This is a genomic window from Paenibacillus sp. YAE3 (assembly GCF_057546105.1).
Genome location: NZ_BAAIYF010000007.1, coordinates 302483 through 327820, shown reverse-complemented (window position 1 = coordinate 327820; position 25338 = coordinate 302483). Strand labels below are relative to the sequence as shown.

Genomic DNA, 25338 nt, shown 5'->3' with positions numbered 1-25338 from the left:
GATCAACATCTTGTAAGCGGTTTCCGGACTTTATAATAGCATAGTATTTTATCCTTGGGGAGGTTGAGCTAATGGGAAAACGACTGCTTCTATGCATTCAGTCGGCGCTGTTGATTTGGGGGCTTTGGTGCGTACCAGCCTCCGCGGCAGCCGCCGAGCCGCAAGCGGCCGACGAATTCGGGCTTCTGCGCAGCAAATGGTCCGTTTATTTAATCGGCAGCGGGTATGATCCGAATGATCCGAATATCGCAAAAGCGGTGGCATCCATTGACGCCAAAGTGACGAACGCTTCGGGCACGGGCTTCTGGGACACGATGCAAAAGGAAACGGGCCGAACGTACTTATGGAGCGATCTCAAGGGGTCGGCCGATGCCGTGGACGCCGCGTCGGCGTACAACCGTCTCAGGGACATGACGATCGCTTGGGCGACGGCAGGTTCCTCCCATTACCGGAACGAAGCGCTGAAAAACGACATTATCGGCGGTCTCGACTGGCTCTATGCCAACCGGTATAACGAATCGAAGCGTGAAACCGGCAACTGGTGGGAGTGGGAGATCGGAATTCCGCAATCGCTCGGCGATATGATGGTATTGCTTCATGATCAGTTGTCGCCGGCCCAGATCGCCAACTACACGAAAGCGATCGACAGGTTTTGCCCCGATCCGACCAAACGGACGAATTCCCCTACGTTGGCCGAAACGGGCGCCAATCGGTTGGATAAAGCGCTCGCCGTCGTGCTCCGGGGCATCAATACGGAAAACGGGGATAAAATCAAAGAAGGCCGGGACGCCGTCGGCCAAGTGCTTCCGTACGTCACCAAAGGCGACGGATTTTACGAAGACGGCTCGTTTGTGTTTCATAACAATATCGCCTATACCGGAAGTTACGGCGGCGTGTTGATCGGCGATATGGCGAAGCTGCTGACGCTGCTTGACGGTTCGTCCTGGCCCGTTACCGATCCGAATCTGGGCAACATGTACCGGTGGGTGACGGACTCCTATGAACCGCTTATTTACCGCGGCAGAATGATGGACATGGTATACGGCAGGGCGATATCGCGCAGCGGGGAAAGCAAACGCGGGTGGCTCATTCCTGTGCTTCGCCTCTCGGAATTCGCCCCGCCGGAGCTGTCGAGCCGCTTCAAAAGCATGGTCAAAGCCGGCATTGAATCCGATCCGTCGCTGCAAAACCCGTATGACGGCCTAAGGCTTGCCGATATTACGCTGCTACAAAACCTGTTAAGCGACCCGTCGGTTCCGGCGCGAGAAGACCTTGTGCTGCATAAGCAGTTTTCGGCCATGGACCGGGTCGTTCATTTCCGTCCGGGTTATGCGTTTGGTCTCAGCATGACGTCGACCCGCATTGCCAATTACGAAAACGGCATTGGCGGCAAAGAAAATCCAAGGGGATGGTACACGGGCGAAGGGATGACATACCTGTACAACCGCGACATGCCTTATCTCGATGCGTTTTGGCCGACCGTCAACGCCTATCGCCTGCCGGGAACGACGTCCGACGGCGCGACCCGGGCCGCCGGCAAAACATCAACCAAGGATTGGGTGGGCGGCTCCTCTCTTGATGGGCTGTACGGCGCGGCAGGCATGGATCTGGATCCGGACAACAGCACGCTGTCCGGCAGAAAATCCTGGTTCATGTTCGACGACGAAATCGTGGCGTTGGGCGCGGGGCTGACAAGCACGGACAACCGCCGCGTGGAAACGGTTGTCGAGAACCGGATGCTGAACGGCAGCGGAGACAATGAACTGATCGTCAACGGCGAAGCGAAGCCGTCGCAGATCGGCTGGTCGGAATCGATGAGCGGGGTTCGTTGGGCGCATCTGAACGGCAAGGAAGACGAGACCGGAATCGGGTACTACTTTCCGCAAGCAGCGACGGTAGAAGGGCTGCGGGAATCCCGTACCGGCGCATGGCGGGACATCCATCCGGACGGGTCGCCGGACCCGGTCACAAGGAATTACCTTAGCCTTGCTGTTCATCACGGAACGAATCCGGCCAATCAATCCTACGAATATGTTCTGCTGCCCGGAAAAAACGCTGAGGATACCGCGGCTTACAGCTCTCATCCGGATATGATGACGCTAAGCAACACGGCGGAAGTGCAGGCGGTGAAGGAAGCTTCGCTTGGCATTACGGCGGCAAACTTCTGGAGCCCGGGCACCGTCGGCTTCATCCGGGCCCGGAACCCGGCGTCGGTCATGGCGAAAGCGCAGGGCGGGGAACTGGCTGTGGCCGTATCCGATCCAACGCAGAAGCAAGCGAAAGTAAGAGTCGACCTCGGCTTCGCGGCGCTTCAGGAGATTGCCAAAGATCCGGCGGTGACCGTGCTTAGGACATCGCCGACCATTCAGATCGAGGTGAACACCGCGGGTTCCAAAGGGAAAAGCCATACGGTCCGTTGGAAGATCGATCCTTCTGCCGAACCGGGCGATTTGGAAGACCCGCAGCCTGACGAATCCGCCAAGCAGCGGATCGATGTCCGAGAAGACGCTTACGTCCGGAACGGTGCCTATGCCGGGCAAAATTTCGGAGCGTCCAATTGGTTGGACATTCGCAACGGCAGCTCCGGTTATGCCAGGAAAGCGCTGCTGAAATTCGATCTCGGTTCTTATGAGCATGAGCCATACGCCGTGAAGTTGAATGTTTTCGGCGCCACGAGCGATTCGAACGGAACGGTGTCCACGATCGGCGTTTTTGAAGTCAATGACGATGCCTGGCATGAAAATTCGCTGACATGGAACAACATCCCGGCCATAGGGAGGCAGCTGGATACGGTTACGTTTGCCGGCGAGCAGCAGTGGAGAACATTCGACGTAACGGAATATGTGCGATCGCAGCTTAAGGGGGATAAAACGGTCAGTTTGGCGCTGCAGCAAGTCAACTCCGACTTGTACGCTACGGTGCGGAGCAAGGAGAACGAAAACGGTGCTTATGCCCCCTATCTGGAGATCGTGAGCATGGATGCGACCCCGCCCGTTACGACGGTTCATCTCAACGGCAGCACGGAGCCTTCCGCCTTTTATAAGGAACCGGTTAAGCTCGAGTTTACGGCGGAAGACCAGCCGGGAGGCTGGGGAGTGAAACGAACCGAAGTTCGAATGGGAGACGGCGAGTGGTCGACGGTGAGCCGCAGCGTGTATGCGGAATCCGAAGGAGCCTACACGATCGAGTATCGTTCCATCGACAAGGCGGGCAACACAGAGCCGAAAAAATCGGTTTCGTTTACGATCGATCAAACCGCTCCCGACATCCAGGCTACGGTGACGGAAACGGTCTATCGGACGGATGCGTTCCATGCGGCTATAGAAGCGACGGATGCGTTAAGCGGACTAGGATCCGTTACGGTCAAGCTGGATGGTATGGCGATGGGGCAAGAGATCGCTCTGGAACCCTACGATTTATCGTTCGGTGATCATTGGATTGAAGTCAAGGCTGTCGACGTAGCCGGTAACGAAGCCGTACGTCATTATCGCTTTCTCGTAACGACGGACCTGCGGCATTTGCAGGAGGCGATTCAGCTTGGAAGCGAAAAAGGATGGATTCATCATCAAGGGATTGCGAATAGCTTGCTAGTCAAAATCAATCGGATCGAGAACACTGACGGGAAAACAACCCTCAATGCATTAAACGCCTTGGAAAATGAAGTTCGGGCGTTAAGCGGCAAAAAGATCGATGATTCGTTTGCGCAAGCTTTGCTTGTGGATATTGTTTATTTGAAAAGTCTGTACGCAGAATCTTAATGGATGAACAAGAGTGATGAAAACCGTCTTGGCATGTGCCAGGACGGTTTTATTTTGAACGAAGGGCTTCAGCATTATGGAGACGGCCGAGCGACTGTGCGGAAAAAGTCAGCATTTTGGAAGGTTCAGCTTCTCATGGGGCCGAAGTAATTCAAAAGACCGATTCCGGTCAGACGGACCAGCTTTGGCGGCTTGTTGAAGGGGTCAACAGGATGCCTAACCGAGTCATACTGCGGGCCGTCGTTTTTACCGATGGAGATTTCAAGAAGCCGATGATTGGGGAAGAGTTTGTTTTTTTGAATTTCAAAGAGACGGATATCCATGATATGTTCCGCAACTTTCCCAAACCAAAAAGCGTTAAACGAGTACGGGGACCTTACATCCGAATTGAGGTTGTCCCAATAGGACTCGAACCGACGCGTCAAATTGCGGCGCAGGGAATCGACCGGGATCTGGAAGTGAAAAAAAGTACTATCAAGTAGAAGCTTTGCTTTCAAGGATCGATGGCGAGGGGAGGAAGATGTACCGTGTCAAGTAATCGCAGGTTTATTTCGGGTACGATATTCACGGCGATTGGAGTCAGTATCATGTTAGGGATTGCCGTTGCTTCCTTGACCAAAACGACAACGACGGACGACCTATTTTTGATACCTGAAGGTTTCGAGGGCAACATACAGGTCAATTACAACGTTGCGGGCGCGCCAAGGCTTGAAAAAGAAGGCAAATACGATGTCATTCCGATCCGGGCGGACGGGACCTACGACACCTCCAATCCGGACATGGATTACGGAACGGTAACGGACCAATATTTTTATGTCGGGCAAGACGGGAAGAGAACGCCGATCCCTGAAAATTGCATCCATGTGAAAGGGAACGGCGCCTCCGAAATCGGTTCGAACATTACGAGACACCAATACCTGAAAGTCACGCGTACTACGTGCAGCGAAAATTTCAGGGTCTGGGGAGAAGAAAAAGACGGGGCGAGCTGAATCGGCGGTACCTCGAAAAAAACGGCAGCGTCCCCGGTTCGGCATTTCGTTTTCTGAAGGAACATATGTGCTCGATAACAAGCGTCTTCCACGGAATCGGGAGGCGCTGTTAAGCTTTTCCAAAGAATCTTATCAAAATACAGTAAATTCATTCGGACCGGTAGGGCGAAAGCTCGTATCATGATTCGACCATTTCTCCGCCGCCTACGTGAAGAATTTGTCCCGATACGTACGAAGCGTCGTCAGAGGCCAAATAGACATAAGCGGGCGCCAGCTCAAAAGGCTGGCCTGCTCGTTTCATGGGCACGTCGGCGCCGAAATGCTTGACTCTGTCCGGGGAAAAAGAAGCCGGGATGAGCGGAGTCCATATGGGGCCGGGCGCGACGCCGTTGACGCGGATTTTTTGATCTGTCAAATTCAGGGATAACGAACGCGTGAACGAAACGATGGCTCCCTTTGTCGAAGAATAATCGATCAACGTTTTTTCTCCTCGATAAGCCGTCACGGATGCGGTGTTAATGATCGAACTTCCTTCCTTCATATAAGGCAGCGCCGCCTGGGTCAAATAAAAAAAGGAGAGGATGTTGGTGCGGAACGTGAATTCAAGCTGCTCCCCCGATATGTCAAGGATGCTTTTTTGGGGAAACTGAACTCCATGGTTATTGACCAAAACGTCGATTCTGCCAAAAACCCCGGCGATTTTTCCGATCGCCTCACGGCATGCTTTTTCTTCCTTCAAATCGGTTGAAATTAAAAGACACCGTCTCCCCAGCTGCTCGATTCTGTTTTTCGTATCGGCTGCATCTTGGTGTTCGTTATAGTAGACGATGGCCACATCCGCGCCTTCCTTGGCGAATGCGATCGAGACGGCACGCCCAATCCCGCTGTCTCCTCCCGTTACCACCGCGATTTTGTTCGCTAGTTTTCCGGATCCCTTATAATAAGGATTTTCAGCGATAGGTCGAGGGTTCATGATCGATTCAATTCCCGGCTGCCGATCCTGCTTTTGCGGCGGAAACGTGATCGGAACCTGTTTGCACTGCACCTCCGAGCCGTAATACGGGTAAGATGGATACATGCCCAATTTTCCTCCTTGGAACGGTTTTAACTGCTTCCAGAAGATGTCGAACTCGTAAAAAACGGTGAATATGGGACGGATACACACACCTATGGGCTAAAGACGGGGCCTTCCGTTTTTTCGGTTTCCGATGGCTTTGTAATTTTATGTAGAACGGCCTGGTCATTATGTTACAAAAGCAGATTCGCGGATTTTTGGTTCCTCGCAACATTTCCCTCGAAAGGGGTCGGTAAAATGATCGTGGCTGCGATTACGGAGTTTTTGGAAGCGAATGCGCCTGAGAACCGGTCGATGTTGTGGCGAATCAACGTAAGGTAGCGACGGGGCCGATCAAGCTTTATAAAATAACGAGCAGTGCTATGAAAGGTACGAAGGAAAAAAGACTTCGCGTTCGATTTATAGATTATTACAGACAAAAAGATAAGTCTATAACTATGGGGGAATTTCCTGTAAAGTAGTTGTACCTGGCCGGGAATCGTTCAACGTGGAGGTTCGAATAATGGCAACTCCTGAAATTTTAGCGAGGGCTGCGGCATCATTTGGCTTTGACGCGAGCACACTTCTATTGATCAGCAGTTCGTCGAATGAGGTATATCGCTTTACCAAAAGCAATGAGGGCTTTATTTTACGATTATCGAAAAAACCTCCTTCCTGCGCGGCAAAAATAATGGCGGAACTAGACTGGATTTATGACCTGGTTAGAAACGGAGTACGTGCATCGCTTCCGATCAGGACCGTGGGTAACGAGTTAACTGCTATTTACGAAGAAAAGGAAAGATGTTATATTGCAACGTCATTTTCGCTGGCGCCGGGGAAGTTTTTCGATAAAGACGATCCTTTTTTATGGGGTCCGGGTATATTTCGACAGTGGGGAGAAACCATGGGAAAGATGCATCGGCACTCCAAATCGTTTACGCCTGTGGATACGGTCAGGCGGAGAGAAGGATGGCACAGTTGGAAAACCAACAACCCGTGCCTGCATGAAGGAAAGTATCGGGTGCTTCTTCAGAAATTAAGATCCATCGAACAGATCATCGAATCCCTTCCTAGGGACCAAGATTCTTACGGGCTCATCCATTATGATTTCCATCCGTATAATTTTCATATCGACGGGGACGGGATTACCGTTTTTGATTTTGACGACAGCATTTATGGCTGGTTTTCACTCGATATTGCCATTGCGGCTGCACATGCGGTTTGGTGGGGATCTCCGAAAGAGGATCGAACAAGCAAAAATGAATTTGCATCAGCCTTCCTGGACGATTTTCTCGAAGGATACTTGAAACAAAATCATCTGGATCGTTATTGGATTCAACTCATTCCCATGTTTATGGAATATAGAAATGTAAGTTCTTTTTTCTGGTGGCTCTATGACTGGAACGGAGACGAAAGCACACTCAACGAATCTCAGAAACATGCGGTAGCTAAGGCTGTTCATCTCATTGAAAAGGGCCTCCCTTTCGATGGCTGTGAGATTCGATTGTAGCAGACTATGTGGTCGGAGCGATCCGGATAGCAAGAGACGATTCATCCGCTCTGGGCAAAAAAGCGAAGGAAAAACAAGATCCCATTGATGTCTTGAATCATGGGATCTTTTTGTCTATGAATCTTTAGCCTGCATCATGAACGCCCGCAGCCGACGTATCCCTTGGCGGAGTTCCTCCGGCTCCAGATGGCCATACCCTAACAGCAGCTTGTTATGATGCTCGCCTTTCCGAAGGCAGTGGTATTCCACCGGCGCAATACGGATCCCGTTCCGGCGGGCATCGTCCCGGAAAGCATCGTTAAAAGCCATCCCGTCAAATTCGACGGCCAGATGCAGTCCCGCGGCATCCCCCCAGGGGCGCCACCCATCCCCAAAACACTCTCCCAGCGAATCCAAAAGAATTTGGCGGCGCTGCTTGTATATTTTTCGCATTTTTGCGATATGCCGGTCAAATGTTCGGGTACGCAGAAACTCGGCCAACGCGGCTTGTTCAAACGGTGGATTCTGGACGTCCGTATACGTGCGCAGCCTGCGCCAGCGCTTCTGCAATTCCCGTGGGACAATGACATAACCGATGCGGAGCGCGGGAAAAAGAACTTTGCTGAACGTTCCGATGTAGATGACCCGCTCGGGAGCCATGGCATAAAGGGGGGACGCGGGTTCCCCGTAATACCTGAATTCGCTGTCGTAGTCGTCTTCGACGATGTAACTGCCGCAGGAGCGGGCGAAACGAATCAACGCGGTCCGCCTTGACGCCGGCAAGATGCCGCCGAGAGGAAATTGATGCGAAGGGGTGACGTATACCGGACCGGGCTGCCCTTTGCATAAGGTCTCGGTCCGGATTCCATGCGCATCCACCGGCACGGGGACCACCGTGTATCCCTTCCGGATGAACGTCTGAATCATCTCGATATTGCACGGGTCCTCGACCAGCATGAATTGATGTTCCGCATACAAAAGGTCGGAAACCAGGTGAAGCGCCTGCGTGGCGCCGGCGGTAATGAATATGTCTCCGGCATCGACGGCGATTCCTTTGCTTCGCATAAGCCAGGCGGCAATCTCTTGACGTAGTTCGAGTAAACCTTGAGGTCCGGTATAACCGAGCCAATCCGTCGGCATCCCGCTAAATGCCTTTTGGAAAGCACGCTGCCAAACATAACGCGGAAACAGGCGCAAATCCGGCTGGCCAGTCTTAAAATCGGCCAGGATGAAAGGCGCAGCCTCCGGTTCGCGCCGCGTTCCTGCCGCATCGTTCCGTTCCCGGTTCAGGATCAGTCCGTCGGCCACCCGGGTGGGCGCCCCTTGCCTGCTTTCCGCGTAACCCTCGACAATCAGCATTTCGTAAGCTTCGTTCACGGTATTCCGGGAAACGGAAAGCGCCTTGGCCAATTCGCGCGTGGAGGGAAGCGGGTCGCCCGCTTTCAGCGTTCCGGCCAGCATCTGATCCCTTAAGTTTTGGTAAATTTGCCGCTTCAATGAAATATCCAGGTTCCGATTCAAATTCATTCCCCACATGCGGTCCTCCAACTGGTTCGTAAAATATATTGCCGAACTGGTTCTTTTGCATACCAGTTTATTCCACTATGATTGTAACAGTCATTTTGGATCCAAACCACTATTTCGGGGGAAGTGAAGCAGATGGAACGTATGAAAGGATTTTTTTATTTGTGGTGCGCATTCGGGCTGGCCGGCACCTCCGTCGTCGCCGCAACGTTTGTGAACGGGAAGCTGGGGACGTTTACGATTACATCCGTAAGCCTGCTGATTTCGCTGGTTTGTCTGCTGCCGTTTTGCTCAAGGAAGCTGCTTAGGACGATTCGTTCGCTCGCGGCAAGGGATTGGGTCCTCCTGTTCAGCCAGGCGGTGTTTGGCGTCTTTTTGTTCCGGATGTTTCTGCTCCTTGGGCTCGCCCGGACAAGCTCGTCGGAGGCTGGAATATTGACGGGGGCAACCCCGGCGATCACCGTACTGTTCGCCATGCTGCTGCTGCGCGAGAAGACGAACGTCACGCGCCTCCTCGGGGTGCTTTGCACGGTTTTCGGGATCCTGCTTATTCAAGGTTTGTTTTTGCCGGGCAGCCGTTTTACTTATGAACATCTCCAAGGAAATCTTCTGGTCCTTTGCGCCGCGGCGTGCGAGTCGTTGTTTAATGTCCTTTCCCGAGCCGCTGCTGCCTTGCGCGTCAATAAACAACAAAACATTCATCCGGCCGTGCAGACCGTGTTGGTATCCGCGATGGCATGGACGATCAGCTTCATCCCGAGCTTGTCGGAGCAGCCGCTGGCGTCATTGGCGGGGATAGGCTGGGAGGGGTGGCTGGCTTTAGTTTGGTATGGCCCGGTTGTAACCGCGCTTGCGTTTGTTTGCTGGTATGCGGGAATCCGGCGCTGCAGCGCATCGACGGCCGCCGCTTTTTCGGGCATGATGCCGTTTACGGCCTTGATATTATCCGTCTGGCTGCTGAAAGAAGAGACCGGTTGGCATCAATGGATGGGCGGATTGCTGGTCATAGCCGGAATGGTCATGATCGGCAGCATGCGTACCGGTTCGAAAGTGGAGAAGGCGCAGCGGTCCATAACGTCGCCCAAGGGTAACAACCCGTCAAACCGGATGGCGTCTTATCAAGCAAAAGACTAAGTACAGCGACGAACGTCACAAGCCAATTGCCCAATAACTCCAGCCTTCAAAATTTCCGAAGTTGCGCCCGTCAACAGTTCATCCTCCTTCAGGGAACTCTTGACGGGATTTTTTTTTTGCGAAATGGATTGAAATTAATGTATTGATTGAATATAATACAAGGCATAACAATTAAAAGCGTTTTCATTAGGAGGTGGAGCCATGAATATTGCAGGAATGAACATTACGTACAGGCATTATCCGTTCGAGCATTTTCTCGATTCCATGACGGAGCTGGGCGTAGATCGCATTGAGCTGTGGGCAGGCGAACCCCATTTTTACGTGTATCGGGGAGGGATTGGCCGATTAAGGCGCATTAGGAAGGAGCTCAGGTCTAGAAACATGAAGGTGGTCTGCTATACCCCCGAACAATGCGTATATCCGTTTAATCTCGCGGCCTCCGATCCAGAGCTGCGGCAGAAAAGCGTGGATTACTTCGTCGAAAATGTATACGCAGCGCTGGAGTTGGACGCTGACATGATGCTGGTCACTTCCGGAATCGGGAGCTTTCATGCAGCCGTCGAGGAATCCTGGAAGTATGCTGCCGACTCGATCGGTCAACTGTCCAAGCTGGCCGAGCGGGAGGGAGTCACGCTTGCTTTGGAGCCTTTAACCCGCTTCGAATCGAACCTCATCACCGATGTCAAAGGCATCCAAAGCATGATGGACGAGATCCGGTCACCGGCACTAAAGGGAATGATCGACACCGTAGCGATGCAGCTTGCCGGGGAGACGCCGGAGGATTATTTCTCCACGCTGCCGGAGCTGTGCCATTTCCACCTGATCGACGGGGACGGAGCGACGGACGCTCATCTGGCTTTGGACGACGGGGAACTGGATTGGAGAGGTTACCTTGACAGTCTCAAGAGGCATGGGTATCAAGGCACCTGTACTTTGGAAATCATGGGATTTCATTATTATCAGGACCCGCACGATACCGTCATGCATTCGGTCCGAAAAATAAGGGAACTGGGCATCTAATCATCTTGATTTGGAGGAACTCACGATGAGTAATGGCACACTGACTAGGAAGTTGGGCTTTTGGTCAGCTTTGGCTTTGGCCGTGGGAACGACGATCGGCTCCGGAATTTTCGTCTCGACGGGAGACGTGGCCAGAGCGGCGGGACTGCCCTCAATATCGATTCTGGCCTGGATTATCGGCGGCGTGATCGCCATCCCGCAGGTCATGGTGCTGGCGGAGCTGTCAACGGCCTATCCCGAAAATGGAAGCGGTTACGTTTATCTGAACAAGGCGGGCTGGCGACCGCTTGCCTTCCTCTACGGCTGGGCGACGTTCTGGGCGCTCGATCCTCCGTCCATTTCGATCATGGCGCTGGCGATCGTCACGTATCTTGCAAGCTTCTTCCCGTTTTTTACGGGGATTGCCGGCAAATTGCTGGGAATCGCGATCATTCTGTTCATCACCTCCATACATTACCGCAGCGTGAAAGAGGGGGGCCGGTTTCAAGTCGTCATTACGCTGATCAAAATCATTCCGTTTCTGATCGTCATCGTTTTAGGTTTGATGTACATGAACTACGACCACTTTTCCTACACTCCTGCGCCCGGCTCCGCTAACGGCAGCTTGATCGGAGGCATTTCAGCCACCACGTGGGCATACACCGGCATGGCGTCGATCTGTTTCATGGCGGGGGAAATTCGGAATCCGGGGAAAGTGCTGCCGAAAGCGCTCATCAGCTCGGTGCTGATTGTCCTGGGGTTATACACGCTGCTTTCGGTGTGCATCACGGGGCTCATGCCTTTTGACAAATTGCTGGGTTCCAGCGCCGCCGTGTCCGATGCCGTCAGCTATATTCCGGGGTTGGCCAACATTGCGTCCCCATTCGTGGCGGTTACGGCCATCATCGTCATTCTAGGTTCTTTAAGCTCTTGCATCATGTTCCAGCCCCGCCTGGAATATGCCATGGCCAAAGACGGGCTGTTCTTTCGGCGGTTTGCCAAGGTCCACCCCAAATATGAAACGCCGAGTTTTTCGATTTTGGCCCAGGTGACGTATGCTTGCCTCCTCGTGTTTTTCAGCGACTTAACTTCGCTGCTCGGGTATTTTACGCTGATCCAGCTGGTCATCAACATTTTGGACTTTGCGGCCGTCTATAAATGCCGGAAGAGGGAGGATTATCAGCCAATCTACCGAATGCCTCTGTGGAGAGTGACGACGATTCTGGCCATTCTTGGAGCGGCGTGGCTCGCTTGGGGAACGTTTACCTGGGCTCCGCTCCAGGGGATGATCGCAGCGTTGGTCGTCATCGCCACCGGCCTGCCCGTCTATTATTATTGGGAAAAGAAATACGGCCGGAAAAGGGATCAAGACAACAACCCGCATATCATGGCGTAACATTCCTTTCTTGCAAAAAAATGATTGTCATATATGTATTATCTAGATATAATACAAGACATAACAAATAAAGAGTCGGAGCTGCACCAGCTCCAGTACAGGAGGATACGATCAATGTTTAATTTTGATGAAGAGCTATTCCTGAAACTCGTTGAAAAAGAAGGACTCGCTTATCGAAGCCAAATCGAGGAGATTGTGGACGGGATCTGCCGGAAAGGATACAGCAACATTTTCATGATCGGCGCCGGCGGCACGATCGCCATGATGTACCCTTACGAATATATCCTCAAATCCAACTCTACGATCGACGTGCATGCCGAAATCGCCGCCGAATTCGTCGTGATGAACAACAAGCATTTCAGCAAGGATTCGGTATGTATCTTCACCTCGGTATCGGGAACCACCAAAGAGACGATCGAGGCCATCGAATACTGCAAAGCGCGGGGAGCAACAACCTTTGCTTTGGTAGCGGAGCCGGATACGCCGATCACCAAGCTGGTGGACCACTGCATCACGACGGGATCGGAGAAACATTCCTTCGATACGTTTTTCATGCTCCTGTACATGGTCGTATTCCGGTTCATGCATAACCGTAACGAATTCCCTCAATACGAGCAGTTCACGAAGGAAGTCGCCCTGCTTCCGCGGGCCATTCTGGATGCCGTCAAAACGTTCGACTCCAAGGCGGAGGCTTTTGCCATTGAGCATAAAGACACCGACTACCACATGATGGTCGGCTCCGGAAACCTGTGGGGGAATACGTATTCGTACGCCATGTGCGTGCTGGAAGAGATGCAGTGGATCAAGGCCAAATCGATTCATGCGGCCGAGTTCTTCCACGGTACGCTCGAGCTAGTGGTGGAAGATACCAGCGTCATCCTGCTTAAAGGCGAGGATGAAACCCGGCCGCTGACGGACCGCGTAGAGCGGTTTGCCGAAAAAGTCACGAAGCGATTGACCGTGATCGACACCAAAGACTTTGCGATGGAAGGCATCAGCGACGAGTTCCGGAAACATTTCGCCGTCAGCATCAACTGGGCGCTGCTCAGCCGGATCAGCGTCTACCTGGAACGCGAAAGAAACCATCCGCTGACGCTGAGAAGATACTACCGCAAAATGGAATATTAATACGGATCGGGAGTGCTGCGATGCCATCCGGCACTCCTTCTTTGAACACGGGGAAGGTGAGAGAAGATGCGAATCGTGACCGTCGGAGACAACTGCATGGACGTGTATCAATCGACAGGCGAGGCTTACCCGGGAGGAAACCCGGTGAACGTGGCGGTTTATTTGTCCGAGCTGGGCGCGGACACCGCCTATATCGGCTGGGTAGGAACCGACCGTTACGGGGAGATCATGGTCCGGGCGATTCAGGGGAAGGGCGTGGATACGTCAAGGGTTTGCGCGAAAGAAGGAACCACTGCGATCACCTACGTCGAAATGGCAGGCAACGAAAGAAAGCTGGGCGATTATGAGGAGGGCGTCATGGCCGGCTTTTGCCTCAGCCCCGAGGATCTCCGGTTTACGGAATCGTTCCAGCTCGTCCATTCCGCCATTTGGGGCCATGCCGACAGTTATTTTCCTTATTTTAAAGAAAAGGGGCTTTTAACCTCTTTTGACTTTGCCGATAAGCTGGACCATGAACTCGTGGCGACGCTTGCGCCATATGTGGACTATCCGTTTTTGTCTTATACGCAGGATGACGAGCATATCCGGAATCTGATGAAGAAAATCAAGGCTCGGGGTTCCCGAATCGTCGTGGCCACCCTTGGCGAAAACGGCTCGTTGGCATACGACGGCGTTCGATTTTATAAACACGGCATCGTCGACGTGGAGGTCATCGATACGCTCGGGGCCGGGGATTCTTTTATCGCCGGGTTTATTTACGGGACTTTGAAAGGGCTTCCGATCGAAAGATGCTTGGAGCAAGGGGCGCAAAGGGCTGCAAAAACCATCGGCTATTTTGCCGCATGGTGACTGGGCGGGACCATCAATGTATAATAGAGGGATAACAAAAGATCATTGATGGATAAGGATGAATGTTCAATGAATTTAAATCCTTCGACCCCTCAGCCGCTCTACATGCAGATCCGGCAAATGTTGAAGAATGACATCCAGCACGGGCGCTACAAGCCGGATGAGCAAATCCCGACGGAAGCCGAGCTATGCGACATTTATAACGTGAGCCGGATTACGATCCGCAAGGCGATCGAGGAACTGGTGCGGGAAGGGGCTCTTACCCGGATTCCGCGGCGGGGGACCTTTGTGGCATCCAACAAATTTCACAACGAGCTGCTGTCTGTAAGCGGATTCTCGGAGTTCAGCCACCAGCTTGGCATGATCCCGAATTCCCGCATTCTACGAAGCAACGTCATCGAAGCGACCGAAGAAGTGGCCGGGCATCTTCGGATTGGCGTCGGCAGCCCTGTCCTGGAGTTGGAGCGTCTCATGTATGTCAATGAGCGTCCGCTGTTCTACGATATCGCGCATTATTCGCTGACCCGCTTTCCCGATCTGGAGAAAAAAATCGCGATGAACGAGTCCACGTATAAAATTTTGGCCGAGGAATACGGAACGGAAATCGTAAGCAATGATAAAGAAATCGATGTCATCAGCGCGACGAAGGACTATGCCAGGCTGCTCGAATGCGATGTCGGGGCGAATTTGTTCCGGATTTTGAAAGTCGCCTTCGACGCGAAAGATGAGCCTGTACATCTCTCCACGTTCATGTGCGAAACCAATCGGGTGACTTTGACGGTTCATCGGGCCAAGCAGGTGCATGAAGAGTCATAGATTTCAAGCGGGACCGCTTTACACGTCTGTCACATTTAGCGTTAAAACCTTCCTTTAGCGGAGGTTTAACGCTTTTTTTATGAGCAAAATACGCTTTCATGAGCCCAATTTAGGCGTTTGCAAGTCACATAGGCATTTATCCCGTCATAATATGTTGCTAAATCGGTACAGCAAAGGAGAAATATGAATGTATCCATACCATTACGGTCCGCCCGGTTATGCGCCCCATGGTTACAACCCGTACGCTTACGGCGTCGTGAATGATCCCGGCGGTTATCCGCCCGAAGTCTCCGATCCTGCAGTACGTCAGCAGGAATTGGGAATCGAATGGCACGTGCAGGAAGGTCCTTGGAGAGGCGTATGGCGCAGAAGGGGGAACAGCAATACGTTCGATGCTACCTGGACCATGCCGGGAGCTCAGGCCATCACGGCCGTGTTGACGATCAACATATTCGGCAACAACGTCCAGGTTCTGCGGAGAAACAGCAGCGATGGAAACAACTGTGAATACACCGGTACCCTCTCCGGCGACGGCCGAACGGTTACTGGAACGTATCGTTGTACCCAAGGCGGAGGTTCCTGGAGAGCTACCATAATCTTTTAAACCCATGCAAGGTATGATGCCAGAACGACAAATTGACGAATTGTTGGAAGAACAAAAAATATTCGTATATATGCGTGCATATCAGCTTCCGACCGCCAGTAGGCGGCTTTTTTATTGGGTGCCGTTCGAAACGAAAATCATCTTAGAAATATGGCATGTTAGTTAAGCATCCTCATCCCCATTTTGGAAGTGGGGTGACCAGCGACAAAAGAAGTGCCGTTCATTCACGAACGACACTTCTTTTAGGTAAGCGCTGAAGTTTTAAGGTGTCAACGGATTGCAGCGGGATTCGCCCCAAAGTCGGTCGGCATCATGCCTTCCGCCCGCCATACCGTGCCTTTTCGTTCATATTCGAACAAGTTTTCGATGGCGTTGGCGATTCGGGGCCCTAACTCACGCTCGACCAAATACAGCGCCACGTCCAGTCCCGAGGTTACGCCTCCGCCGGTCACCAGCCGTGGGCCGTCTTCGACGACTCTGGCATTGACCGGGATTGCGCCTGCGGCTTTTAATGCAGCCATGCCCATTTGATTCGTAACGGCATGTCTGTCTTTTAACAAACCGTCCATGGCAAGCAGCAAAGAACCCCCGCATACCGTAGCCACGGTCACATTCTTATTATCCAAAGCCTGTTTTATCAAACGCGTCAAGCCGGTATTTTTGGCCTGCCTTAATATCATCGGGACGGCATCTTCCGAATTTCCCGCCGGCTTGCCCGAAGCCCCGGGCACCACGATGATTCCCGGACGATTCGGATTTAAGGCGGCCTGAGCTTCCAGGGCGGGCCCCTTCAGGCCGCTCGGTACGGAACGTTTGCCTTCCGCCGACACCAATTCGACAGTCACCTTTCCTTCGGCGAACATGCCCGCGGCCGCAAATACTTCATACGGCCCCAACGCGTCCATGAGATCAAACCCATCGTACAATACGATCTGCACATGCAAGCTATTGGCCTTGGAAGCCTCTTTTTTGTCTGCCGATGCAGCGCTTGCTGCAGGAGCCAATAAACTTATGACCAGCGAAATGGTCGCGAGCAATCCTAAAATTTTTTTCATGGAATACTTATCCTTTCTCGCCGCTGCGGCTTTCAAGAAACGGAGCCATTTTAGCGTTTGGAGTGTTTTTATACAAGGAACACCTGCAATTCATCTTGCCGAGGTTAGGCCGCCTCATTTACGAGGCGATGGCAGCATCTCCGGACCGCACGATCCTTCGAACGATGATTTCAGGAATAATCAGCAGCAGTACGAAGGAGACGTAAATGCTGATGGTATAGCTGGTGACGTACATCAATCCGAATCCCCGGTGGAAAAGGGAAGTGATGAGATGGATGAACAGGTTCGTAAAACAAAAGGCATAACTTCGGATCATCCAGTTCCGGTGGCGGTCGATCCGTTTCTTTTTGATTTGCGCAAGCGCCGTTATGCTGATAAGCAGCCAGATGATATTCAGCGCGTTAAACGCCATGCCGCTTAGTTTGCCGCCGGTGGCGTATGGAGCCATGTATCCGGAAGTCAGCACGACAATGAGGACGGATAGAAAATAAACATAGCCGTTAACGCGATGGAATCGGCGGCTTTTTTCAAACACGCGATTCGAAAAATTAAGCAGGCCCGCCGCCATGGCGATGCAGGCAAAAGCGACATGGACGTACATCACGTTCAACCAAGCCGGGAGATTCAGCTCCCGTTTCAGTCCGGTTTTATGGCTTAAAAATGCCTCGGCTCCGGGATCGATGATATAGTTTTGCGTCAGAGCGTAAAGGATAAATAAGATGCTTGCACAGGCAAGAAGCATGTATAGCGCCTTTCGTTTCATCATGTCATGCCAAACCTCCGCGGCTTTTTTTATTGTTGCCGATGCCCGCTTTCCGTCAGGAAATCCGCATGCCAGTCAATTTCGACGCCGGCAGCATGCCGGCCTTGGCGATTCCGACCATGTGGTCCCCGTCGGCGGCAACCTCGAATTTCAAATTGAGGCGCATCGGTTTCGTGATCCGCAGCATCCAGGTAAGCATATTGTCCTGGAGAACGGGATTGATAAACTCAACCGTTTCATTTCCCTGAGTCGCTTTGCCGCGTATCGTCCCATGTTGGGTCGATATGGACAGCTTGACTTGCATTTTTCCGACCGGCGTGGCGATCACCGTATCCCAATCTCCGTCGAAATCGGAGGCTCGCGCGATAAGGCGATCCGGGCTTGGGCGGTCATGAACCGCTGGAGCTTCATCCGATGCGATGCTCGGTTCGTTTCCCGTTAAAGCCTCCTGACGGCCGGGCGCCATTCCGGTCTCACTCCATACCGTTCCTCTTCGTTCATATTCAAACAGCCGTTCTACGGCGTGCGCGATACGCGGCCCAAGCTCGCGCTCGACCAAATAAAGAGATACGTCGAGTCCTGAGGTGACGCCCCCTCCGGTAACCAGATTGCCGTGATCCACGACACGTGCCGGAACGGGTACAGCGCCGGTCGCTCCAAGCAATTCCATGCCCAGATGGTGCGTGACGGCCGGTCTGCCCTCCAGCAATCCTCCCATGGCGAGCAACAGAGAACCGCCGCATACCGTGGCGACAATGACGTCTTGTTGCCCAAGCGCCCGGGCCATTAAATCGATGACTGATGTATGTACCGCCCGCCCCAGAATCGCCGGGATCGAATCGGGACCGTCACCCTCGATTTCCCCGGACGCGCCGGGCACAAGGATGATTCCGGATTGCTCCGGATCCAGCGTGCCGGTTGCCTCGATTTTTAACCCATTTATGCCGCTGGTCACGGATCTCGGTCCTTCGGCGGTGACAAATTCTACGCGTAACGCGTTTTTGGCATGCAATGAAGCTGCGCTGAAAACCTCGAAAGGCGCAATGGCATCCAGCAGGTCGAAGCCGTCAAACAGCACGATTTGAACGGTCAGCATATGCAAAACCTCCTAAATTTTATTTTTTTGCCAGAAGATCTTTCAGCCTGCGATATTCGTTTTCGTCCAGTTCGCCTTTCGCCATCCGGCTTTTTAGAATCGAAACGAATTCGGGATCCTTTGCTCCCTGAACCTTGTACCGCTGCCGGATGGCATAGATTCGAACGGCTACAAAACTAAAAAGCGTCAGACAAAATAATGCGCCAAACGGGAAAAACGAAAAATGGCCGTTGTCCAAGCCCATTTGAAAACCTCCTTCATCCGGTATTGTGTGGCGGCGAGCGCGGTTTGCGTTCCGCCTGGCCGTGCTTGCATGATGTATCATAACAAACGAATATCTCAAATCAGGCCGTAAAAAGATCACAAAACAATCAACATGGCATCGCAGCCTTCAAAAGGTTTGAACGGGCTTGGACATACGCAGAATATGAGCAGGATGATGGATTCAAAATCGGGGACTTGCGCTTATACCACCATTCGAATATTATAGATATTAGATATCCATAATAATGATAATGGTTAGAAAGGAGGTGCAAACCATGCAGTTCTCCAAAAGTACGGATTATGCGCTGCACGCCTTGCTTCATTTGGCTCTCGCGAAGATTCCTCATTACGGCAACGGCCACAAAAGCCATAACGTCGGGATCAAGGAATTATCCGCCACGCTTGGCGTTTCGGAAAGCTACTTATCCAAAATCATGTCCAAGCTGAGACAGGATGGAATCGTACGTGCCGTACCGGGAGTGAACGGCGGTTATGAGCTTGCGCGGCAGGCGGATCAGATTACTTTTCTGGACGTGATACAAGTCATAGAAGGAAGACAGGGGATGTTCGAATGCTCGACTTCCGAATCGCGGCAGCATCGGTTGTTGGCAGAAGAGGGGACTGCATCGACAGAGCAGGAAAGCCCGGGGGAAAACGGATGTTTGATCGAGAAAGTGATGTTAGGCGCGGAACGCCAGCTTCACCAGTATTTGCGGGAACATACGATCCAAACGGTGCTGAACGAGGCTTTGGAGCGTTGCAACCCAGAAGCAAACAAGAAGTGATACACTTCTTGCGCTTTAATTATGGACATTATAGATCTATGGAGGTATAAAAGATGATGATGAGAAAGCAACTTTTGGATGCGGTGATTATCGGCGGGGGACCGGCCGGGTTGAATGCGGCCCTTATGCTTGGGCGGGCAAGGAAGCATGTTGCGGTGATCGATGAAGGCAAACCCCGCAACGCGGTTACCCGCGAGACCCACGGATTTCTTACCCGCGACGGCGTCAGCCCTTTTGAATTTCGGCGTATTGCGAAAGAAGAACTTAGCGCCTATCCTTCGGTTACTATCGTGGAGGACACGGCCGTATCAGTTGCGGGCGAGGATGGGGATTTTCAAATCAAGACGGCCCAAGGAAACCTGTATGCGAGCAAAAAGCTGCTGTTTGCCGTCGGAATGAAGGATCGGCCGCTCGACATTCCCGGGCTGGATGAGGTTTACGGGAAAAGCGCGTTTGTATGCCCGTATTGCGATGGATGGGAATTAAGGGACGAGCCGCTCGTGGTTATCGTTAAAGGAGCGGATCTGATGCACTTCGCACCGCTAATTTCCGGATGGACGAAACGTTTTACGGTCTGCACGAACGGCCCCGCCGGGCTGACGGACGATCAGCGGGAAGAACTCCGGCTGCATCAAGTGCCTTTGTTCGAATCGCCGATCCTTAACATTGAATCCAACGAGGGGATCGTGCGCCAAGTGGTTCTGGAAGACGGCACGTCCATACCATGCAGGGGGATCTTTTTTAAGCCGGAGCTGACGACGGGCTCGGACTTGCCGCAAGCGATCGGCTGCCGCTTAACGGAGGATGGGATGGTTGTCGTCGACGATTTTGGAAAAACGACCGTACCGGGCGTCTATTCCGCCGGAGATGCGGCGTCGCGGCTGCATCAGGCCGTTGCGGCCGCAGCTAAAGGGGCGTTTACCGCCGCGGCGCTCAACAATGAACTGAACCTGGAGGCCTGGAGACAAAACGGCTAACGATTTGACCGCAGCAGGGTCACGGGATATTCGTTGACAACCCTAATAAATATTGGTATTGTAATTTCAATAAATGAGATTGAGAATCAATATCAATTGAAGGGGTTTGGAAATGAATAAAAAGTTATTTTTGTCCGTCGTTTTTATGTTGTCCGTCATCTTGCTCGGCGCTTGCGGGAACAACGCCTCTAAACATCCCTCGAACGCCGGCCCGATCGCGAGCGAACCGGCATCAGCCGCGGCCGGGTCTGCGGCGAACACGGAAAAAGTCACGTATCAATCCGAGCTGGGCCCGGTCGACGTGCCGGCCAATCCGCAGCGGATCGTCGCTCTGACGAACGCGCCGAACGTGCTTTCCCTCGGGGGAACGCTTGTCGGCGTAGATGAATGGACGGAGAAAAACCCGCTGTTCACCGGGAAGCTCAAAGGGGTTGAGGTTGTCTCCGACGGCAATCTGGAGAAGATCATCGAGCTGAATCCGGATTTGATCATTGCCGACGCCAGCAGCAAAAATATCAAAAAGCTGGAACAAATCGCGCCTACCGTCGCCTATACGTGGGGAAAAAGGGACTATTTGGCGCAGCAGATTGAAATCGGGAAGCTGCTGAGCAAGGAGCAGGAAGCGAAAGCTTGGGTGGATGACTTTTCGAAACGGGCTAAAGCAATCGGCGATGAAATTAAGAAGAAGATCGGCGAAAACGCGACCGTATCGGTGTTCGAGACCGACTCGAAAAACTTCTACGTGTTCGGCAACGCATGGGCGCGCGGAACCGAGCTGCTGTATCAGGCGATGGGGCTGAACATGCCGGAGAAGGTCAAAGCGGATGCGCTTGGCCCCGGATACTATACGCTCTCCCCGGAAGTGCTTAGCGATTATGCCGGAGATTACATCGTTCTCAGCAGAAGCGCGGCGGGAGACAACTCGTTTATGCAGACGAACACTTGGAAGAATATCCCGGCCGTCAAAAACAAGCATGTGATCGAAATCGACACGGAGGCTTCGTCTTACAGCGATCCGACGACGCTTGAACATCTGCTGGACATCTTCAAAGAAGGTTTCTTAAAATAAGCCGTCCTCTCATGAACAGGCAAATTCCGAAAAGCTTCGCACCGGAAGAAGGCCGCATCACGGAAAGAAAATCTGAGGTGTACGTTCAGCCTGTTGAAACATTTCAACAGGCTTTTTTTATGATTTAGGAATAATTAAATGACCGGGTTTTCTATGGAGAACAAGGGCCTCGCGCCTTTGTTCTTGCAGATTTCCGGTCTGGAACGGGTGCAAACCCCGATCAGAAACGCTTGGCAACTTCCTTAGCAAGTGCAATCGCTTTTTCTTTTACGAATGGTGCCTGCTCCGATACTGCCGTTCCTTCCACAAAAATAGCCTCTGATTCAATCCCGTAAAACCGCAGAATCTTGCTCAGATAGCTGAATCCCATTTCAATCGTAGCAAGAGGACCTTCCGAATAAACGGAACCGCTGGCTTGAATGTGCAAGGCTTTCTTGCCGGGCAACAGTCCTACAGGACCATTTTCGGTATATTTGAAAGTCTTGCCCGGAATCGAGGTCGCATCCGTGTATGCTTTCAACACCGGCGGGACCGAAAAATTCCACATCGGGGAGATATAAACGTACTTATCGGCTGCCATGAATTGATGAAGAATTTCTTCAAGACGAGCTACTTTTGATTCCTCCGTTTCGGACAACTGATCGAATGACGAACCCGACCGAAGCTTTTCCCACCCCCTTAAAACATCGGCATCGATCTGCGGAATGTTTTCTTTATACAGATCCAAATGAACGACTTCATCTGCCGGATTTGCTTTACGGTATGCTTCAATAAATTCCGCGCCCACCGCGAGGCTATACGACTCTTCGGGATGCAGGGGGTGCGCTGTGATGTACAATACGGTTGCCATGGTTCAAACTTCCCTTCTGTTATTAAATGAAATTTCACTTCCAATGCTGATCATATAATATATACTTACTTATGGTAAGTAGGCACAATAATGTGGTATAGTATCAAAAAAGGTACTGAAAAGGAGGCGAACGTATGCCAAAGAACCCTGCCCAATGCCAATTCGTCGTGGCCTTGGATTCGATCGTCGGCAAATGGAAGCCGATGATCCTCTATCATTTGCTTCAGGGCCAACCGTTGCGGTTCAATGAGCTAAGAAGATTGCTGCCCGATATCACGCAAAGGATGCTTACGCTCCATCTGCGCGAATTGGAGGAGGAAGAGATCGTTAAACGGGTCGTTTATCCGCAAATACCGCCGAAAGTGGAGTACTCCATCACGGAATACGGCAAAAGCCTGTCTCCGATTTTGGAAGCCTTGCATCAATGGGGATTGGCCCATGTCCAGCGAAAACAGCTCCATAAGGGGAACAATGAACAAACGGAAACGGACTAGCGTTCAACAAGATTGCTTGTCCGTTTTTTTGATGATTCAGGGGGAAAGCAAGCAGCTTAACCAGCATGTATAGACATACCGTCATGCAGTATTTAAAATGGCATAAGCAGTACCTTAAGGGTGTATCAGCAGGATTTTGATTTTTTTGAGAGAGCAGCATGTCCTTATTTTTTCGCGGAGAGGAGCAGGATGAGAACGTACACTTTAGTCGGACCCCAATTATACATCGGAGAATAGGTGGATTTTACTACATATGAAAAACCGCGTTTTTCAAATCGTGATCGTCGTAGTCCTGGTGCTGATCGGCCTTTTTGTCATGAACAGGTCCGTGATCCGCCTGTCGACGCTGATCGGCATTTTATGGCCGCTTTCCATTATAGGCATCGGCTTCATCATTTTTATGGAAAACCGTTCGCCGCAAAGCACGCTGGCATGGTTTTTGATCCTGGCATTTCTTCCGGCGGTAGGGGTGCTGTTGTATTTGCTTTTTGGCAGAAGCCGCTGGAGACGGAAAAAACATCTGCACCGGGCGGAAGAACAGAGAAAGCTGTTCCGGGAGATTTTGGCGGGCAGGCGTTTGAATTTGGCCCCATTGTCGTTGTTAAGTGAGAGGTCGGAATATGTCATCAAGGTCATTGAAAGGTTCGGCGGCGGCCCGGCAGCAACGGAAACCGAAACAAAGCTGTTGACCAACGGCGACGAAACCTTTTCGGAAATTTTGCAAGCCATCGAAAAGGCCGCGCACCATATCCATATCCAGTATTATATTTATCGTTCGGACCGCATCGGCACCGCCATTCGGGACGCGCTGATCCGCAAAGCCGAATCGGGCGTGATCGTTCGTTTTCTTTTTGACGGATTGGGCAGCAACGGGTTGCGTAAACGCTTTTTGCAGCCGATGAAAGATGCCGGCATCGAGGTCGTCGAGTTTGATCCCATTTTTTCGCCTTGGCTTCTTGAAACGGTCAATTACCGTAACCACCGCAAAATCGTCATCGTTGACGGCGTGGTCGGCTTTACCGGCGGGCTGAACGTCGGCGACGAATATCTCGGCCGTTCCAAAAAATTTCCGGTCTGGCGCGACAGCCACTTGAAAATCGAAGGAAAGGCGCTCTATAAACTGCAGGCCATTTTCCTGGAAGACTGGCTGTACGCAACCAGCGGCCAAAACCATTACTCTTGGGACGCTTACATGAACAGGTCGTATTTTCCGGATCAGGGGGTCCCGGCGAATGGGGCCGTTCAGATCGTGGCCAGCGGCCCAAGCTCGGAAGATACAAGCATACGCAACGCGCTGTTGGCCATCATGGCATCGGCAAAAAAATCGATTTGGATCGCCACGCCATATTTTATACCGGATCAGGAAACATTAACATTGCTGCGATTGTCCGCGGCGGCAGGCATCGATGTACGCATTTTGTACCCGGGGAAAAGCGACAGCGTGATCAGCGACCAGGCATCCCAATCCTACTTTACGCCCCTCCTTAAGGCGGGAGCCTCTATATACCATTACAAAGACGGCTTTATTCATGCCAAAATCGTGCTGGTGGATGACGAAATCGCATCGATCGGTACGGCCAACATGGATATCCGCAGCTTTGAGCTGAATTACGAGCTTGCCGCGGTGCTTTACGAATCCGAAACCGTGCTGGACATCAAACGCGATTTTGAGCAGGATTTCAAGGACTCCGTCCGCATCGCTTGGGACTCCTTCCAGAAACGAGGCATTCTGAAACGCATTTCAGAATCGCTGATGAGGCTTATTTCGCCGCTGCTCTAAGCATCGGCCGAAAACAGGCGTGAACCATGGCTACGGCCTGAAAAAAACAGGATGCAGCCGTTGCAAGCGATGCCATGGATTCAATTTGCCCGTTTTCGCGCTACAATATGATTCTTGGCCTCTTTACAGTAAGTATCCAACGGGAGTATGATTTCATTCGTAAATGAACTTGTGACCCTGAATTGTCATTTTCCTTGATCGCTTAATTCTGTATCCAGAAGCGGGGGAACCAACGGGAGGAAGGGAACTTCGTCCCAGGGGTGAATCACTTGATTATGTTCGCAGGTCGAGTGTAGGGATACTTTCAATCCCGAATCCGTCAGCTAACCTCGTAGGCGTTATGAAAGAAGGATTTGTCGTGCGCTTTTGAAAGCCGCGGGAAAGCCCAACTTTCCTGTGGCTTTTTTTGGTGTGCCCAATTGGGCCAAAAGGGGAAACAATAAGGATACTTTCATGGAACTTCAA

General features: G+C 52.1%; 23 protein-coding genes and 1 riboswitch. Of the genes, 16 read left to right on the top strand and 7 right to left on the bottom strand.

The window, feature by feature from the left end; translation table 11 throughout:
• Positions 1-71: 71 nt before the first annotated feature.
• From AC27KL_RS16060 to AC27KL_RS16050, 3 genes are all read left to right on the top strand, one after another.
• On the top strand, positions 72-3758 hold the full coding sequence (locus AC27KL_RS16060; protein ID WP_487170359.1) for a polysaccharide lyase family 8 super-sandwich domain-containing protein: 3687 nt from the start codon (positions 72-74) through the stop codon (positions 3756-3758).
• A 212-nt stretch (positions 3759-3970) separates the two neighbouring features.
• Positions 3971-4240 carry a hypothetical protein gene (locus AC27KL_RS16055; RefSeq protein WP_487170358.1) on the top strand — a complete coding sequence of 90 codons (270 nt, stop codon included), beginning with the start codon at positions 3971-3973 and terminating at the stop codon, positions 4238-4240.
• Between the two features lie 45 nt (positions 4241-4285).
• Positions 4286-4747, top strand: a complete 462-nt coding sequence (locus tag AC27KL_RS16050; RefSeq protein WP_487170357.1) for a DUF6843 domain-containing protein — start codon at positions 4286-4288, stop codon at positions 4745-4747.
• 178 nt (positions 4748-4925) lie between these two features.
• Here the strand turns inward: AC27KL_RS16050 and AC27KL_RS16045 are convergent, their stop codons facing one another.
• On the bottom strand, positions 4926-5825 hold the full coding sequence (locus tag AC27KL_RS16045; protein ID WP_487170356.1) for an SDR family oxidoreductase: 900 nt from the start codon (positions 5823-5825) through the stop codon (positions 4926-4928).
• 499 nt (positions 5826-6324) lie between these two features.
• Here AC27KL_RS16045 and AC27KL_RS16040 point away from each other — a divergent pair, with 499 nt between their 5' ends.
• Positions 6325-7311 carry a phosphotransferase enzyme family protein gene (locus AC27KL_RS16040; protein ID WP_487170355.1) on the top strand — a complete coding sequence of 329 codons (987 nt, stop codon included), beginning with the start codon at positions 6325-6327 and terminating at the stop codon, positions 7309-7311.
• A 114-nt stretch (positions 7312-7425) separates the two neighbouring features.
• On the opposite strand, the gene pdxR is transcribed toward AC27KL_RS16040, so the two are convergent.
• Complete coding sequence (gene pdxR / locus AC27KL_RS16035) at positions 7426-8817, bottom strand: MocR-like pyridoxine biosynthesis transcription factor PdxR (RefSeq protein ID WP_487170354.1); 1392 nt, start codon at positions 8815-8817, stop codon at positions 7426-7428.
• A gap of 132 nt (positions 8818-8949) precedes the next feature.
• Between pdxR and AC27KL_RS16030 the strand changes: the two genes are divergently transcribed.
• From AC27KL_RS16030 to AC27KL_RS16000, 7 genes are all read left to right on the top strand, one after another.
• Positions 8950-9948, top strand: a complete 999-nt coding sequence (locus AC27KL_RS16030) for a DMT family transporter (protein ID WP_487170353.1) — start codon at positions 8950-8952, stop codon at positions 9946-9948.
• Between the two features lie 201 nt (positions 9949-10149).
• Positions 10150-10968 carry a sugar phosphate isomerase/epimerase family protein gene (locus tag AC27KL_RS16025; protein ID WP_487170352.1) on the top strand — a complete coding sequence of 273 codons (819 nt, stop codon included), beginning with the start codon at positions 10150-10152 and terminating at the stop codon, positions 10966-10968.
• Between the two features lie 25 nt (positions 10969-10993).
• Positions 10994-12343 carry an amino acid permease gene (locus AC27KL_RS16020; RefSeq protein WP_487170351.1) on the top strand — a complete coding sequence of 450 codons (1350 nt, stop codon included), beginning with the start codon at positions 10994-10996 and terminating at the stop codon, positions 12341-12343.
• Positions 12344-12457: 114 nt separating this feature from the next.
• Positions 12458-13471, top strand: a complete 1014-nt coding sequence (locus AC27KL_RS16015; RefSeq protein ID WP_487170350.1) for an SIS domain-containing protein — start codon at positions 12458-12460, stop codon at positions 13469-13471.
• 66 nt (positions 13472-13537) lie between these two features.
• The gene (gene frlD, locus AC27KL_RS16010) at positions 13538-14320 is read left to right on the top strand and encodes a fructoselysine 6-kinase (protein WP_487170349.1); all 783 of its coding nucleotides are present in this window, start codon (positions 13538-13540) and stop codon (positions 14318-14320) included.
• Between the two features lie 69 nt (positions 14321-14389).
• Positions 14390-15136: a GntR family transcriptional regulator gene (locus tag AC27KL_RS16005; protein WP_339324719.1), complete on the top strand. Its 747-nt coding sequence runs from the start codon at positions 14390-14392 to the stop codon at positions 15134-15136.
• 187 nt (positions 15137-15323) lie between these two features.
• Positions 15324-15740 (top strand): hypothetical protein, encoded by a 417-nt coding sequence (locus AC27KL_RS16000; protein WP_487170348.1) that lies wholly within the window; start codon positions 15324-15326, stop codon positions 15738-15740.
• Between the two features lie 269 nt (positions 15741-16009).
• Here AC27KL_RS16000 and AC27KL_RS15995 read toward each other — a convergent pair whose 3' ends face one another.
• The 4 genes from AC27KL_RS15995 to AC27KL_RS15980 form a co-directional block, all read right to left on the bottom strand.
• Positions 16010-16795 carry a DJ-1/PfpI family protein gene (locus tag AC27KL_RS15995; protein ID WP_487170347.1) on the bottom strand — a complete coding sequence of 262 codons (786 nt, stop codon included), beginning with the start codon at positions 16793-16795 and terminating at the stop codon, positions 16010-16012.
• Between the two features lie 118 nt (positions 16796-16913).
• Positions 16914-17561 carry a DUF2306 domain-containing protein gene (locus tag AC27KL_RS15990; RefSeq protein WP_487170346.1) on the bottom strand — a complete coding sequence of 216 codons (648 nt, stop codon included), beginning with the start codon at positions 17559-17561 and terminating at the stop codon, positions 16914-16916.
• Positions 17562-17613: 52 nt separating this feature from the next.
• A complete protein-coding gene (locus tag AC27KL_RS15985; RefSeq protein WP_487170345.1) occupies positions 17614-18654 on the bottom strand; it encodes a DJ-1/PfpI family protein in 1041 nt (346 codons plus the stop codon).
• A gap of 19 nt (positions 18655-18673) precedes the next feature.
• Complete coding sequence (locus tag AC27KL_RS15980; protein WP_487170344.1) at positions 18674-18898, bottom strand: SHOCT domain-containing protein; 225 nt, start codon at positions 18896-18898, stop codon at positions 18674-18676.
• Between the two features lie 295 nt (positions 18899-19193).
• Here AC27KL_RS15980 and AC27KL_RS15975 point away from each other — a divergent pair, with 295 nt between their 5' ends.
• From AC27KL_RS15975 to AC27KL_RS15965, 3 genes are all read left to right on the top strand, one after another.
• Positions 19194-19703 carry an RrF2 family transcriptional regulator gene (locus tag AC27KL_RS15975; RefSeq protein WP_487170343.1) on the top strand — a complete coding sequence of 170 codons (510 nt, stop codon included), beginning with the start codon at positions 19194-19196 and terminating at the stop codon, positions 19701-19703.
• Positions 19704-19762: 59 nt separating this feature from the next.
• The gene (locus AC27KL_RS15970) at positions 19763-20680 is read left to right on the top strand and encodes an NAD(P)/FAD-dependent oxidoreductase (RefSeq protein WP_487170384.1); all 918 of its coding nucleotides are present in this window, start codon (positions 19763-19765) and stop codon (positions 20678-20680) included.
• A gap of 112 nt (positions 20681-20792) precedes the next feature.
• Positions 20793-21749, top strand: a complete 957-nt coding sequence (locus tag AC27KL_RS15965; RefSeq protein ID WP_487170342.1) for an iron-hydroxamate ABC transporter substrate-binding protein — start codon at positions 20793-20795, stop codon at positions 21747-21749.
• Positions 21750-21969: 220 nt separating this feature from the next.
• Here AC27KL_RS15965 and AC27KL_RS15960 read toward each other — a convergent pair whose 3' ends face one another.
• Positions 21970-22599, bottom strand: a complete 630-nt coding sequence (locus tag AC27KL_RS15960) for an NAD(P)H-dependent oxidoreductase (RefSeq protein WP_036713276.1) — start codon at positions 22597-22599, stop codon at positions 21970-21972.
• A gap of 134 nt (positions 22600-22733) precedes the next feature.
• Here AC27KL_RS15960 and AC27KL_RS15955 point away from each other — a divergent pair, with 134 nt between their 5' ends.
• Both AC27KL_RS15955 and AC27KL_RS15950 read left to right on the top strand, forming a co-directional pair.
• A complete protein-coding gene (locus AC27KL_RS15955; RefSeq protein WP_036713278.1) occupies positions 22734-23093 on the top strand; it encodes a winged helix-turn-helix transcriptional regulator in 360 nt (119 codons plus the stop codon).
• A 253-nt stretch (positions 23094-23346) separates the two neighbouring features.
• On the top strand, positions 23347-24873 hold the full coding sequence (locus AC27KL_RS15950; protein ID WP_487170341.1) for a cardiolipin synthase: 1527 nt from the start codon (positions 23347-23349) through the stop codon (positions 24871-24873).
• A gap of 189 nt (positions 24874-25062) precedes the next feature.
• Positions 25063-25225, top strand: a riboswitch (cyclic di-AMP (ydaO/yuaA leader).
• The last annotated feature ends 113 nt before the right edge of the window (positions 25226-25338 follow it).